Below are 13,053 nucleotides of genomic sequence, written 5' to 3'. Positions count from 1 at the left end.
CGGGAGACCGCGGGGAAACTGACGCGGCAGCAGGCGGCGGCGGTGCGCTCGGTGGAGGCGCTGCTGCTGCCGCCGCTGCTGATCGAGCGGTTACCGTACGGGCACATCCCGACCCGCAACCGCCGGGTCGTCCTGGAGGCCCTGGAGGCCCGCAGCATCGACCAGCTCCGGGAGCGCATCGCCCGCCGGTGGGAGCGCGACGAGTACGAGCCGGTCATCCACGACAGCGCGCTGCGCTCCGCTGTCGGCGCGGCCGTGGCGCTGATCGGCCCGACCCCGGGATGCCCGGACCTTGGGTGCGAGGACGGCGTCATGCTCGACACCGGCCAGGAGTGCCGGGCGTGTGTCGAGCGCAAGGCGCGCCGCCGCGCCGACCGCCTCGCGGGGAGCCCGCGGCCGGCCGGAGGCGCACCGCGCCCAAGGCGGTGTGCGCGGAGTGCGCGGAGTGCGAGAAGCCGTTCCCCGGCACCGTCCCGCCCGGTGGCGTGTGCAAGAGCTGCCAGGAGGCGCCCGCGGCCGCCCTCGCCGCACAGTGGGAGCGCGAGGACCGCGAGCGCCAGGAGGCCGAGGCACTGGAGCAGGAGGCGCAGCGGCGCCGCGCCCGCCGCGCCGCCGAAGCCGCCGCCGCTGCGGCCCCGCTCATCGAGGACGTCGGCCCGGACGCGGCGGCGGAGGATGCCCGGCTGCGCGCCGAGCTGCTGGCGGCGAATCCGTGGATGGCCGACTACGCCCCCGACCCCGTCCCCGCAAGCCGGAGGCCCGCACCGTTCTGACCCGGTGACGAGGGCGGCCCGCGAACTGCCCCCCCGTCACGCCGCTCAGCGCCCCGCAGGAGGGCCGTACGCCCCTCCTGCGGGAAGAGGGCGCGCGGCCCGCCCGGAGGCCCTCAGCGGCCCCCACAGACGATCAAGGAAGGTGGTGTTCCGATGGGACTCACCGGCGACGGCCTCGAACGGGCCGTGCAGCAGGCGTTCACCCGCCCGATCCCCAAGACCGCCTCCGCGCAAATGCGCTACCTCGTACGGCAGTTGAAAGGCACCCGCGCCGCCGCGCAAGCCCTCGGCATCCTGTGAAATCCATGTCGGGAGCCGCACTCGCGGTTAAGCCGAGTTTGCTAGCGGGCATGCCGGGTCGACTTTGCGTTTCTGTATTTGGTGAACTTCGAGTCTGGGCGGCTCTACTATGCTTTCCCCTTTGTAGAGTAGCCGCAGCTCCCGGAGATTGTGACGCTCTTCTCGGTGAGGCATACCTGAATTTCGACGTCGGAACCTTCGGGCAGGTTGTAATTGTATACGCAATAATTACCCGCGCTTGCATTGCAAACCTTGGTGCGGATGGAATCGTAGTCCCAAATCCTCAATTCCACACCGTGGCCGTCCGCTATATTGTCATAGACATAATACTCATCGCCGTACGACGCGAACGACGCCTGTCCGGCGCCAGCGCCGTAGGTGTTTATGCCACCGTTGCTGGCGAATGCGTCGGTTCCGGCGTATGCTGAACTCGAGTTGAAGAGTGTGATTGCTGTTGCGAATGTGATGGATGCTGCGAGGCTTGCGCGTCTGAATTTCATGGAGTGGACTCTTTTCTCGGGTGATGGTCGCAGTTGCTCACGGCTGCGACCTTTCGGGATCATGGTTCGTTAGTGCACCCCTGTCAAGGCGGATCCCGGGCGGGGGATCTCGCGAAGGTGCGGTAGGTAGATACATGTGCTGTAAGTCCGTAAGGTTCTGTGCTGCCATCGGCCCATCGCCCACTCCCTCTTCCCGGCGCTGCATCGCGCCGCCTACGCCGCACTGGGGCTCAGGAACTGAGACGTACGACCGGTTCGAGGTGGACGAGGCCGCTCTGCCGGGATTTCTCGCGGAATTTGGCCCGGAGTGGGCAGGGTTGTCGTTGAGCTTGTCTTTTAACCAATTCGGCGTGGTTTTGTGCCGACCTTGTGGTGGGTGGGGCGGCTGAACGCCTCGCCGGTGGCGAGGACTCTGCCCACGTCGTGGCGGGTTGGCTGGGCGGCGGTTCTTCGAGCCCGGCGGTCTGCCGGGGCCGGGACTGGACGGTTTCGGTGCACCGGCGGGTGAACCAGCCTTCGTGCACAGGTTCCTGAACGTGCGAAACCCCGGGCCCTGACATCGGGCCCGGGGTCCGGTCAGACCTGGACGACGCTCGTGCGCTGATCGCGGGCAGGTGTTCCGCAGCTTCAGGACTGCCGTAGATGGCGAAGACAGCATCCACGTTCTGAGTGGTGAGTTCTAGGAGGGCAAGACGCTGACCGGAACGCTGGACCAGGTACATGGGCAGGGACTCTGCCCATCTGGCACCCACCTTCCACTAGCTCGTCTTGGGCAGGCATGATCGGCGGCATGAGGATTTTGGTGTTGGGCGGAACCTGGTTCTTGGGCAAGTCCATCGCAGAGCACGCGTTGGCGAGAGGCTGGAATGTCACTACGTTCAACAGGGGTCGTTCCAGTCAGGACGTGGCTGGAGTACAGCCGATCCATGGAGACCGAACAGTCCAGGCGGATCTTTTGGAGCTTGCCCGACGCGGTCCCTGGGATGCCGTGATCGACACCTCCAGTTCTGACCTGGCACCGCGCGATGTACTCCTGGCGACTGCTGCCCTTCGCGACCAGGTCCGGCGGTGGGTGCACATCTCCACGGTGTCAGTGTACGAGGGCTGGCCCAATCGGCCTGTGACCGACGACTCTCCGTTGTTGGAGTGCCCACCCGACGCAGACGAGACGTACGGGTACACCGGTGAGGACGGAACTCCTACCAAATACGGATTCCAGAAGGCGGGCGGCGAGCACGCGGTCACTGAGATGTTCGGGGACTCGGCTGTCTTCCTGCGGCCGGGAGTGATTCTAGGACCCGGCGAGTACGTGGGGCGTCTCCCATGGTGGTTGGAACGGGCGAAGCGCGGGGGCCGCATCCTCGCCCCCGCTCCGGCCAGTCAGCGTATCCAGCCCGTCGACGTCCGCGACGTCGCTCAGTTCGCTCTGGGCCAGGCGGTGAGCACGACGAGCGGGGGATACAACGTCACTCACCCCGACGGGGCTAGCTTCGGGGAGTTTCTCAGCGGATGCCTGGCCGCCACTGACAGCGCGGGAATCCCGGTCTGGGTGGAGCCAGCTGTCCTCAAGAGGCACGGTGTAGCGCAGTGGACCGAAATCCCGCTCTGGCGTACCCACGCCGGAGTGTGGGCAGTCGACTCCAGCCGTGCTGTGGCCGCAGGCTTGAACTGCCGGCCAATCATCGAGACCGTCCGCGACACGTGGCGATGGTGGGCGGCAGACGGGCGCCCCGTGGACCACCCGAGATGGGCGGAACACGGGATTGCTGAGGAGAAGGAGGCACAGGTCCTCGCCTCCCTGTGATCAGGCCTCGATCGAGATAAGGGCCACGGGCGGCCCCAGCCGGTACGGCGGGGACACTCGGGTGAACTCCTCGATCCGCTCTCGCAGTTCCTTCGGCAGTTGCGCACCGTGGTAATGCGGCCGGGCCAGGTGCCTGGCGATGCGGGCAGTCCGCACGACGATGCCGGTATTGCGCTGGTCGGCTGGCACCTCCCAGATCGGTGTGAGGGCATGGGCTGCACCGTCGACGTTGTTGGTCAGCAGACGGGCGTACGCCAGATCGGCTGCTGCCCCCGCTCGGACATGACTGGACTGTTCGTCATGTGCCTTGCGGCCCAGGAGCAAGAGCGCGCGGCTGGACTCCGTCTCGGCCCGCTCGGTGTCGCCCATGAGGAGCGCGGTCGTGCTGTTGGACATGGCCAACCGCTCAGCAGAGAACCCGAACTCGCCGCCTACGGCATCGTGCAACTCGTCGCGAAGGTCCCGGCCGCCCTCCTCGGAGAGCCGGATGGCGCGCTGGGCCGATGCCACGTCGCCGAGGTGGGCGTACGCGCGGGCCGTGATCGCGTGGAGGCGACGCTGTGCGATGTCACCAAGTCCCCCGTACGCCAAGGCACGCTGGGCCTTCGCCAGAGCCTCGTCCGGCTCCCCCGAGTGGTAGGCGATGTACGCCAGGGTCCCGTCGGCGTAGGCCTGTAGCGGTGTGAAGCGCGTGCTCTCGCCGTACACGGCGGCAGCGCGGGCTAGGGTTCGAGCACTGGGAAAGTAGCCCAGGTCGAACGCGGCGACTGCGAGGAGCGCCGCTGTCTGTCCGTTGAGGACCATGAGGCTCTGTTGCTGGACCGGCATCTGCGTCCGGTCGCGCTGCCGCTCGACCTCCAAGCGGAGTCTGTCGGCCTCCTCGTACGCTTTCGCTGCTGGCATGCCGTGGTACCGCCGGGCAAGTCTCACCACCTGGTCGCGCAGATCGTCGATGGTGTTGTCAGAGATGGACGCCGCGGCGGTCGCATCGGCGCCGTCGTGGGCTTCACGTGCGGTCATCTGAACTCGCTCTTCAAGGTCGAACGCGGGTGCCTGGGGATCGTCCACAGGCGGCGCCCGGAACAATTGCTCCGCTGTGATTCCTGGCCACATCGCTTCAAGAATCTGGCAGGTTTCCGGTCCGGGGAGCCCGGCGAGCTTTCCGCCGGTCCATCGCCGGAACTGTGTCTCGCCGCATGTCGGGTTGTTGGGGCTGTGTCCGAAGAGGCGGACCCCGGTTTGATTGAACCGTTCGTCGAACCGGCGGTAAGTGAGGCTGTCTTGATCGCACAGCTTCGCAAGAAGTGTCCTCGGTTCGCTTCTCATTCCGCCCCCAAGTTGGCGACGCCGCGCGGGGCGGCACGGATCGATCCCTTCATTCGAAGGGGAACCGTCTTCCCGCTTCGCAGCAACACATCCTGAACAGAAGCCACTTCAAAGCTACCCCGAGGCCATGAGCGGCACCCGTAAGTGCTGCAGAGGCCATGGGGCAGGTCGTGGCAAGGCCACGTACTCAGGGTGAACGCTGATCGACAACCCCCGCTGAGAGTGCACACCCGAGCACAATCCTGAACTTGGGAGCCCCCTGTGAAACCGCCGAATCAGCCCACCTCCGCATGCAGAAGCGAGGGGGTCATGTCCGTGATCGAGGCATCGGCCGACGAGAGGCCGTCGCAAGCCGCGGTGACGCTGCTCCCTCTGGAGACGAAGGAGAAGCCAGCGTTTGAGTGGAGTACGACGTTGCTGGCCAATAGAGGGGCGGGCCCCAATGCGCGGCTTCGGGCTCGTCCCTGGCTCACGATCGGGCGCTGGCCTGGCGACGTGGACCTCGCCGTCCGCGTCGCCGACAAGCTGGTGGACAACGCCGTACGGCACGGCAGGCCTTTTGCTGACGGGTGTATCTCACTGCACCTGATCGTGGCCGCGGACACTCACGAGCTGCTCATCGAGGTGGACGATGCCTCTCCGGAGTTCCCGGGATTCGGAGATGTGGCGATCCAGAACAGCGAAGTCCGCGAAACGACGACCGGCCTGGGGTGGGTGGCTCACCACGGGGGGCGCTTGTCTTGGGACGTGAAAAGGAGCGTCGACGACGTGATCGTGGGCAAAACCGTGCAGGCCATTCTCCCGGTCACCTGACGTGCCCGCCTGCTGTTTCCTATTCGGCTCGGACTCTTGAGGAACCTTCATGTCTGACCGTGTGCCACTTGCTCGGCCGGTCACCCATCGCCGCGGACGGGGCCGGCGTATCCGGACAGACCGCTATCTCCTGGATGAGGTCACCGGCGTTCTCGTCGCCCCGCTGTTGTGCATCGCCGTGTTGAGCGGCATAACGGTGCTCGCTGCGTGGGTGTACGAGTTGAGCACGTCCCTGCTCGCGATCTGTCTCGGCGGCAGTGTGTTCGTCACGGCGCTGGTCGGCGCCCTCCGGGTGCAGGCCGCGGCGGCTTCGCTTCAGCGGCATCGTGACGCTGAGCTTCGCCAGATCGTGGAGGCCTCGAGCGCCGCCGAGAAGACCCTTGTATGGACGGCGGGCGAGCTGTGCCGGGGTGTGCGGCCGATGCTTCCGCCCGATCCGCCGCGGGCAGGAAGCGACCTGCTGGAGAAGGTCTTTGAGGTGATCGGCGACGTGCGGGTGCAGGGCGTCGCCAGCCTGCTGCGGGTGCACGACGAGTCGCAGGCTGCGGTAGTCGTGGCGATGCATCAGACGCTGACACGCCGTCAGCACAGCCTGATCGACGAGATGCTGGGACACCTGACCAGTCTCCAGCGCGCGACCGAGGACCCGGAACTGCTGGACCAGAGCTTCAAGATCGATCACCTTGCCACGCGGCTGCGCCGCATGGTGGAGAGCGTTTCCGTTGTTCTGGGCGGCACGTCCCTGCGCGAGACCCGGACACCCGTTCCGGTGGCCACCGTGCTGCGCGGAGCGAAGTCGGAAGTGGTGAAGTACACCCGCGTTCAGACTGCTGCCGGCGAGGTCGGTTCGGCGTTCGCACTGCCCGCCCATGTGCATCCCGACGTGGCGCACCTGCTCGCGGAGTTGATCGACAACGGCGTGGAGAACTCGGACCCGGCATCGAAGGTGGTCGTCCGTGCTCAGAAGGTGGCGCGGGGGCTGCTGATCGAGGTGGAGGACCGGGCCGTGCTCCAGATGGACCCTGACAAGCGGGACGTGCTGAATCATCTCCTGGAGAACCCCGGTCAGGCCGATGTCTCCGGTCAGGTCCGGGCCGGATGTCTCGGCCTGATCACTACGGCGAAGATCGCCGCGCGGCACGGTCTCAGAGTCTGGCTCGCGGTCAATCCGACGGGCGGCACCACGGCCAGCGTGGTCGTGCCGGACCGGTATCTCGTTTCCACGGCCCCTGCCATCGGGACTGTCACGGTTTCCGCCGAGCCGCCGTCGGCCACCCCTCGGTCAGCGCAGGCGGGAACGGCGCTGCAGCGTACGGCGAGCGTGCGGAGCGCGGCCATTCCCGCCCAGAGGGCCGACGTCGGCGATACGCCTGGTTTGCCACGGCGGAAGCGAGTGGCCAGGCCCATGCCGACCGGTCCGGCCGCGGGTCCTGCCGGACCGCCCCAGGCAGCGAATCCCCAGGCTGCCGCCGACTGGCGGTCGGGCCTGAACGCCGGGCTGCAGAGCGATTCAGCCGCCGGCACCACACCACACCCCCGGTCCTGATCCTCACTACCTCCCATGGAGCCTCTCAACATGGCCTACGACCCGAACGGCGCAGCAGCCCCTGTGATCTCTCCCGGCGAAGCCAAAGGGCAGATGACGCGCCTGCTGGATGAGTTCGTCAAAGACACTCCGGGTGTCACGCACACGCTGCTGGCCTCCACCGACGGCATGAAGCAAGTGTTCTGCTCGCACATGGATCCCGACTGGACCGACAAGCTCGCGGCGGCGTTCGCGGGCCTGGCCGGTCTGGCCAAGGGCCTCACGGGTCCGACGGACAAGTCCATGTCGGCCCGGCAGGTGCTGATCGAGCGGGACGACACCCTGTTCCTGGTCACCCACGCCGGGACGGGCAGCGCCTTCAACACCTCTGGGGACACCGTCGCGACCGTCCTGGTTGTTCTGGTCCACACGGAGGCGAACATCGGAACTGTCGCGTTCAGCGCTGGGCGCCTGGTGCAGCGGTTCGCCCCGTTCATGACCACCCCCGTTCGCGCGCACGATGGCCAGGACAACGGTGGCCAATGACTTCTCGACCCGGCCCGAACGCGTCAGCGCCCACAGCTCCGGACGAGCGGGACAGCATCGTGCGGATGTACGCCGTGACCGACGGCCGCACCCGCGCACGTCACCGCCTCAGTCTTCACACGGTTGTGGGTCCCGGCCGCCGCTCTCCGCGTGAGCTGGCGGAGGAGAGTTCCCGGATCGTGGGCCTGTGCCGGCAGCGACGGCGCCCGCTCGTCGAGCTGGCCGGCACGCTCGGCCTGCACGTCACCGCGGTCACGGTCCTGGTCTCCGACCTCATCGACGCCGGAGCCCTGACCGTCCCGGTTCCCGACGCCTGCAGTGGCGGCAGCGATCTGCAGAAACTTCAGGCCCTCAGCGCCGGCCTGAAACGCCGCTGGCCCAACGCGAAGGCGGGGTGACGCAGTGAAGCAGTCCCCTCAGCCTGCCGAGCGGAACGCCCTCAAGCTGGTCATCGCCGGTGGCTTCGGTGTCGGCAAGACCACCTTGATCGGCTCCATCAGCGACATCGCCCCCTTGAAAACGGAGGAGCGCCTCACCACTCAGAGCGCGGCGACCGACAGCCTGCAGGGCATCGAGGTCAAGACGACGACCACGGTGGCCTTCGACTTCGGCCGGGTCGGCTGGGATGTCCCCGATCCTCTGGAGCTGTATCTCTTCGGCGCACCAGGACAACCCCGGTTCTGGGACTTCTGGCACACCCTGACCGAAGGCGCCTTCGGCGCCGTCGTCCTGGCCGACACCCGGCGCCTGGCCTCCAGCTTTCCCGCGGCCGACTTTTTCGAACAGCTCGGCATGCCCTTCGTCATCGCGATCAACCGGTTCACCGGCGCCGCCCCGCGCACCCTTGCCGAGATCCGCGACGCGTTCGACGTCGACACCGACGTACCGCTGATGTTCTGCGACGCCCGCAACGCGGACTCCGTGGCCTCGGTCCTACTCACCCTCGTCCAGCACGCAGTCGCATCCGCACCCGCCAACTCCGCACGATTGGACGCCTGATGGCCCTACCCCAGAGTCCGCAAGCCCTCAACCTGCCTCTCCCATCATTTCATCCCGTGGAGCACCGGATCCAGACCTTCACGGACGACCCTGCCCAAGAACTGTCGCAGATGGCCGCCCGCCTCACCCGGTTCAGCGAACTCGGCATCGACATGCAAGGTCAGGAAATCCTCGACGACCTCGCGACCGACATGGCCGAACGCGCCGGCTTCCTCTACGGCATGGTCAACGCCTTCGGGGACCAGCAGACCTTCCTCGGCCTGCACAACCCCCCGCAGGAAGCCGGGTATCCCGTCGTCGAGCGAACGATGAGCCGTGGTCACGGATACTGCCCCGAAGTCATCCAGCGCGGACGCGGCCTGCCCCTGCCCGATGTGGCCGCCTCCCCCCGCTTCCAGAGCAATCACGTCGTCGACGCCATCGGCATCCAGTCCTACTTCGGCAGCCCGATCATCGACAACGTCACCGGCCTTGCCCTGCTCACCGTCTGCGTCATCGACCCCGAAAAGCGCACACTCGCCGACGCCAGACGGATACAGGCGATCGTCAAGGACACCACGCACACAGCCGCCGACATCCTCAAGATCCCCATGCCGCCAACTCCCTGACGAACGAGCTCCCCGCCAAGCGCCCCATCGCGCATCCGACCGTAGCCGTCATGTGAGCCCCTTCCGGGAGAGGGATCGCCCATGTCCATACCCGCCACGCCGGTCACGCTCGACCGGTTCCTCACATCCGCCCACCAGGCACTCTGGCTGGCCGTCGACGACTTCGCCGCTCAGGAGATCCAGCCCAGGGTGGAACGTATGGAGGGTGCACCGAATCGGGTGGACCGCAAGATCGCCCGGCTGCTGGGCGGCCGCGGCTGGTTCGGCGTCACCGTCCCCGCAGCCTTCGGCGGCCTGCAGGCCGGACACGTGGCCAAGACGATCCTTGTCCACCGACTCGCCCACGTCTCCGGCGCGGCCGCAGCTATCCTTCAGGCTGGCCTGATCCCGGTCGCCGCGCTGCTCCATTACGGCACCGACCAGCAGCACAGCACGCTGATGCCGCAGGTGGCGGCTGGTGGAGTGCTGATGTCGATCGCTGTGACCGAGCCGGATCAGGGCGGCCATATCGGCGGGATGATGACCCGTGCTGAGTGGGACGGCTCGGCCTGGGTTCTCACCGGTGCGAAGGCCCACGTCGGCAACAGCCACATCGCCAGCCTGCACGTCGTCGTCGCCCGCACTGCCCCGCCCGGCACGCGTACCTCGAAAGCGTTGACCGCGTTTCTCGTCGAGGCGGATCAGCGGGGAGTGGCGCTCATGCGGCACACCGGCAAGCTCGGCCTGCGAGGCTTCAGTTTCGGGCAGATCAGTTTTGACGGGGTTCGTATTCTCCCGCGCAACGTGCTCGGTGAAGTCGGCCAGGGCTTCGATGTTGCCCAGTCCAGCAGCGTCCTCTACGGGCGGCCCAACCTCGCCGCCGTCTCCCTCGGCCTGCACGAGAGAGCCGTCTCTCTCACCGCGCGCTACGTCAGCGACAGACCCCGCTACAACGGCAAACTCGCCGACGTCGGCGTCGTACGTGACCGCCTCGGCCGAATGTCCGCCCGGCTGATCATGGCCCGGATCCTGGCCTACCACGCCGTCGACATGCTCGACCGCGGTCTGTCCTGCGACGACGAACTCATCGCAGCCAAAGGCCTCGGTCACGACCTGGCCGCTGAATCCGGCAACGACGCCATGCACCTGCACGCCGCGAACGGCCTCGATGCCGAGTACCCCGTCCAACGGATCTGGCGCGACATGCAGACCACCTACGCACCCGCCGGCACCGGCGAAGTCCAGCACCTCCGCCTCGCAGAAGCAGTACTGCAGGACGAGTCCGGCGACAGCAACCGGACCCCGTGGTCCGTCGTCCACGCCGACCGCGTACACCACCCCGCGTCCCCACCACCAATCACCGTGTGAGAGGCCGTGCGTTCTGGCCGTGAATCCGCATGGGCCGTGTAGAAGCCCCGCACCCCCACAGCCGCTATTCCGCCCCGTCACGAGGAACCGTATGAAAATCACTGTCCGCCACGAGGCAGACCCCGCCTTCGCCCCGTTAGTACCGCGACTCGTAGCAGTAGCCGCCACAACGGTCCCTCTCGTCGATTCCATCACCGGACTGGCCCTGCCCGACGAGGTCGTCATCCGCACGATGACGGTCGACCACTGGATACGTGCGCACGAGAACCGCTTCGTGGAGCGGCTGCACGAGGAAGTCCAGCAGCTCGGCATCCCCCGTCGCAGCACGCTGATGCCCCGGATCAAGCGGAGGGCCGCGATCATCGGCATGCGCACGCTCTGGCCGTTGATGATGGGCCAGGCTGTGGAATTCGCGGCAGGGCAGCCCGAGTTGGTGATCCTGCCCGACGCCCTCAAGCATGCAGGCGTCTTCGACGACGACCGTCTTCTGCACAAACTCCTGGCGCACGAGACGACACACCTGGCGCAGTACGCAGCCAGCGACGGCGAGGTGTGGGCCATGCAGGAAACCGAGTTCCCGAGACTGCGCGACACCGCGGACCGGGCTTACGGGGCTCTGCTGGAAGGGCACGCGTACTGGGCGGACCGTGAGATCACCACGAAGATCTTCGGTGAGCCGGTCACGACCAACGAGATCAGCCCGCTCGCGTCCGAGAAGTACCGCAAGTTGATCGCCGGTCGTGCGATCAAGCGCGTCAACGGCGCTTTTGTCCAGGGCACTGCCGAGGTGACACAGATCATCGCCGAGTTGGGCCTCTCCGCGTTCAACTGCGTCTGGACGCGGCCCGACCTTGTGCCCCTCAAGCCAGAGATCGGCAATCCGGGGCTCTGGCCACAGCGTTTCACCCTCTCCTACTAGCCCGCCCTGCCGACCACTGCCCCAGAGGCCGGCTCTGAACGTCCCACGCCAGGTACCCCTCGTTGCCAGGCGCGGGACCCGGCCCGGCGAGGGGACGCCGGACCGATGTGCTCCCCCCTATGAGGACGTCGAACCGCCCCCGCGCCGGGCCACACCACCCTCCACCATGCACGCCTCAGCCGTAGGAGACCGTAGTGAGCAGAGCGCACAGCACTCACCGCGAACCCGTGATCACCGTGATCACCTTCAACCTCGAACGCGACGGCGGCCCCGACGAAATCGGCCGGCCCCCCGCACGGTGGCGCTACGCCCACCAACTGCTCAAGACACATCGGCCCGACGTGCTGCTGCGCCAGGAGATGACCTACAGCCGAGCTAACGGCCAACGACGGCTCCACGATGCTGAACGCCTCCTGGGCATGCGGGGCTTCAACGGCGCGCCCGGGTCAGGCAACAACCCGACCGGACTCTTCGTGCGGCCCGACGCGTTCGATGTCCACCAGCAGGTCGACAACGCCCCGCTATGGCGAACCCCGCCCACCCACATCGTGGCCAGCCTGCGGGAAGTCCCCGACGTCCCGATCGTGATGATGAGCTGGCACCTCGCCTTCAACTCACCCCGCGGCCGGGAACACGAGACCGACGAGATCCTCGCCGCCGCCGACAAGACCAGCCAAGGGATGGCCTTCCTCGGGGGAGGCGACATGAACGAGTACCCGCACCCCGCAGGTGAACGGGTCCCGCCGATCGACTGGACAGACGACGGCATCACCGACCGGATGCACGTGATGCACCGCACGAACCGCAGCCCGGACGGCGCACGGATCAGCTGCACCTACGCCGACGAGACCCTGCTGGGCGCCGGCCTGCACGACCCCGCCCGGTACGCCGCGCACACGCTTGATCAACCCGATGCGCTCTGTGCCACCGCCGGACAGAACAAGCCTTCCCAAGGCGGACCACGACGCATCGACCGCGTCTACAACGACCCCTGGCTCATCACCGCCGTCCTTGAGGTCAGTGTCATCGACACCCCTTACAGCGACCACGACGGCCTGAAGGTCGTCTACTCCCGCGCCGGAATGGCCGAAGCACTGCGCCGCAAGAGGGCCCCCCAAGCCGCGTACAACCTCGCCTTCTGACCCGCCACAGGCCTTCCCGAGACACAGATTAAGGACAACAACAGTGCGGCCCGACCACCCTGCCTTCCTCTCTCCTGACGCAGCAAAGAACCAGTCCCCGCACGCCCCGGTCCGGACTGAGGTCCGGCAAATGAAGACCACCAGTGTGTTCATGTGGTTTGTCATGAGCCGCCCGCTCTGCGCGGCACTCTCTTGGATCGAGCGCCGACTAGAAAAGGCAGTCTCCACCACCCTTTTCCAATCCCCGCACCAGCCGACCGTCCTCGTCTGTGCCGCTCCCCAACCGGCGGACCACACGGACTCCGTGAGCATCCGATGACCCTGCCCCCGGTGCCCCGCATGGGGTGGCCAGCACCGGGGCCGGGTCCGCTCCTGGCGTGGAGGGCCAGGAGGCCTCCGAATCCCCTCGGATGGCATGGCAGCTTTCCACGCCAGGTGTTCACGGCACAGC

General features: G+C 67.1%; 13 protein-coding genes and 2 pseudogenes. 13 read left to right on the top strand and 2 right to left on the bottom strand.

Features of this window, described 5'->3' with window-relative positions; genetic code table 11:
- Positions 1 to 341 precede the first annotated feature (341 nt).
- Both ACIP79_RS02250 and ACIP79_RS02245 read left to right on the top strand, forming a co-directional pair.
- The gene (locus ACIP79_RS02250) at positions 342 to 773 is read left to right on the top strand and encodes a hypothetical protein (protein WP_401218103.1); all 432 of its coding nucleotides are present in this window, start codon (positions 342 to 344) and stop codon (positions 771 to 773) included.
- Between the two features lie 153 nt (positions 774 to 926).
- Positions 927 to 1,067: pseudogene (locus ACIP79_RS02245) on the top strand (XRE family transcriptional regulator); the annotation flags it as partial.
- Between the two features lie 113 nt (positions 1,068 to 1,180).
- On the opposite strand, the gene ACIP79_RS02240 reads toward ACIP79_RS02245, so the two are convergent.
- Positions 1,181 to 1,573, bottom strand: a complete 393-nt coding sequence (locus ACIP79_RS02240; RefSeq protein ID WP_401218100.1) for a hypothetical protein — start codon at positions 1,571 to 1,573, stop codon at positions 1,181 to 1,183.
- Positions 1,574 to 1,730: 157 nt separating this feature from the next.
- Between ACIP79_RS02240 and ACIP79_RS02235 the strand changes: the two are divergent.
- A pseudogene (locus ACIP79_RS02235) lies at positions 1,731 to 1,905 on the top strand (shikimate dehydrogenase); the annotation flags it as partial.
- Between the two features lie 458 nt (positions 1,906 to 2,363).
- Positions 2,364 to 3,377 (top strand): NAD-dependent epimerase/dehydratase family protein, encoded by a 1,014-nt coding sequence (locus tag ACIP79_RS02230; protein WP_401218097.1) that lies wholly within the window; start codon positions 2,364 to 2,366, stop codon positions 3,375 to 3,377.
- On the opposite strand, the gene ACIP79_RS02225 is transcribed toward ACIP79_RS02230, so the two are convergent.
- On the bottom strand, positions 3,378 to 4,703 hold the full coding sequence (locus tag ACIP79_RS02225) for a DNA-binding protein (RefSeq protein WP_401218094.1): 1,326 nt from the start codon (positions 4,701 to 4,703) through the stop codon (positions 3,378 to 3,380).
- Positions 4,704 to 5,012: 309 nt separating this feature from the next.
- Here ACIP79_RS02225 and ACIP79_RS02220 point away from each other — a divergent pair, with 309 nt between their 5' ends.
- The 9 genes from ACIP79_RS02220 (at position 5,013) to ACIP79_RS02180 (ending at position 12,602) form a co-directional block, all read left to right on the top strand.
- A complete protein-coding gene (locus ACIP79_RS02220; protein ID WP_401218092.1) occupies positions 5,013 to 5,516 on the top strand; it encodes a hypothetical protein in 504 nt (167 codons plus the stop codon).
- A 49-nt stretch (positions 5,517 to 5,565) separates the two neighbouring features.
- The gene (locus ACIP79_RS02215; RefSeq protein ID WP_401218089.1) at positions 5,566 to 7,062 is read left to right on the top strand and encodes an ATP-binding protein; all 1,497 of its coding nucleotides are present in this window, start codon (positions 5,566 to 5,568) and stop codon (positions 7,060 to 7,062) included.
- Between the two features lie 30 nt (positions 7,063 to 7,092).
- Positions 7,093 to 7,587, top strand: a complete 495-nt coding sequence (locus tag ACIP79_RS02210; protein ID WP_401218086.1) for a roadblock/LC7 domain-containing protein — start codon at positions 7,093 to 7,095, stop codon at positions 7,585 to 7,587.
- Positions 7,584 to 7,985 (top strand): DUF742 domain-containing protein, encoded by a 402-nt coding sequence (locus ACIP79_RS02205; RefSeq protein WP_401218083.1) that lies wholly within the window; start codon positions 7,584 to 7,586, stop codon positions 7,983 to 7,985. The genes ACIP79_RS02210 and ACIP79_RS02205 overlap by 4 nt, the downstream gene beginning before the upstream one ends.
- A gap of 4 nt (positions 7,986 to 7,989) precedes the next feature.
- Positions 7,990 to 8,586, top strand: coding sequence for a GTP-binding protein (locus tag ACIP79_RS02200; protein WP_401218081.1), 597 nt, complete (start codon positions 7,990 to 7,992; stop codon positions 8,584 to 8,586).
- Between the two features lie 56 nt (positions 8,587 to 8,642).
- Positions 8,643 to 9,194: a GAF domain-containing protein gene (locus tag ACIP79_RS02195; protein ID WP_401218078.1), complete on the top strand. Its 552-nt coding sequence runs from the start codon at positions 8,643 to 8,645 to the stop codon at positions 9,192 to 9,194.
- An 81-nt stretch (positions 9,195 to 9,275) separates the two neighbouring features.
- A complete protein-coding gene (locus ACIP79_RS02190) occupies positions 9,276 to 10,541 on the top strand; it encodes an acyl-CoA dehydrogenase family protein (protein WP_401218075.1) in 1,266 nt (421 codons plus the stop codon).
- 91 nt (positions 10,542 to 10,632) lie between these two features.
- The gene (locus tag ACIP79_RS02185; protein WP_401218073.1) at positions 10,633 to 11,460 is read left to right on the top strand and encodes a hypothetical protein; all 828 of its coding nucleotides are present in this window, start codon (positions 10,633 to 10,635) and stop codon (positions 11,458 to 11,460) included.
- 194 nt (positions 11,461 to 11,654) lie between these two features.
- Positions 11,655 to 12,602, top strand: coding sequence for an endonuclease/exonuclease/phosphatase family protein (locus tag ACIP79_RS02180; RefSeq protein WP_401218070.1), 948 nt, complete (start codon positions 11,655 to 11,657; stop codon positions 12,600 to 12,602).
- Positions 12,603 to 13,053 lie beyond the last annotated feature (451 nt).

It is taken from the genome of Streptomyces sp. NPDC088747, from assembly GCF_044751025.1.
GTDB lineage: Bacteria > Actinomycetota > Actinomycetes > Streptomycetales > Streptomycetaceae > Streptomyces.
Note: the sequence above shows the minus strand (reverse complement) of the source record. Positions and strands in the feature narration are given on the sequence as shown.

Coding starts and splice junctions, on each gene's coding strand:
- ACIP79_RS02240 (WP_401218100.1), bottom strand. CDS start 1,573: ATGAAATTCAGACGCGCAAGCCTCGCAGCATCCATCACATTCGCAACA.
- ACIP79_RS02230 (WP_401218097.1), top strand. CDS start 2,364: ATGAGGATTTTGGTGTTGGGCGGAACCTGGTTCTTGGGCAAGTCCATC.
- ACIP79_RS02225 (WP_401218094.1), bottom strand. CDS start 4,703: ATGAGAAGCGAACCGAGGACACTTCTTGCGAAGCTGTGCGATCAAGAC.
- ACIP79_RS02220 (WP_401218092.1), top strand. CDS start 5,013: ATGTCCGTGATCGAGGCATCGGCCGACGAGAGGCCGTCGCAAGCCGCG.
- ACIP79_RS02215 (WP_401218089.1), top strand. CDS start 5,566: ATGTCTGACCGTGTGCCACTTGCTCGGCCGGTCACCCATCGCCGCGGA.
- ACIP79_RS02210 (WP_401218086.1), top strand. CDS start 7,093: ATGGCCTACGACCCGAACGGCGCAGCAGCCCCTGTGATCTCTCCCGGC.
- ACIP79_RS02205 (WP_401218083.1), top strand. CDS start 7,584: ATGACTTCTCGACCCGGCCCGAACGCGTCAGCGCCCACAGCTCCGGAC.
- ACIP79_RS02190 (WP_401218075.1), top strand. CDS start 9,276: ATGTCCATACCCGCCACGCCGGTCACGCTCGACCGGTTCCTCACATCC.
- ACIP79_RS02185 (WP_401218073.1), top strand. CDS start 10,633: ATGAAAATCACTGTCCGCCACGAGGCAGACCCCGCCTTCGCCCCGTTA.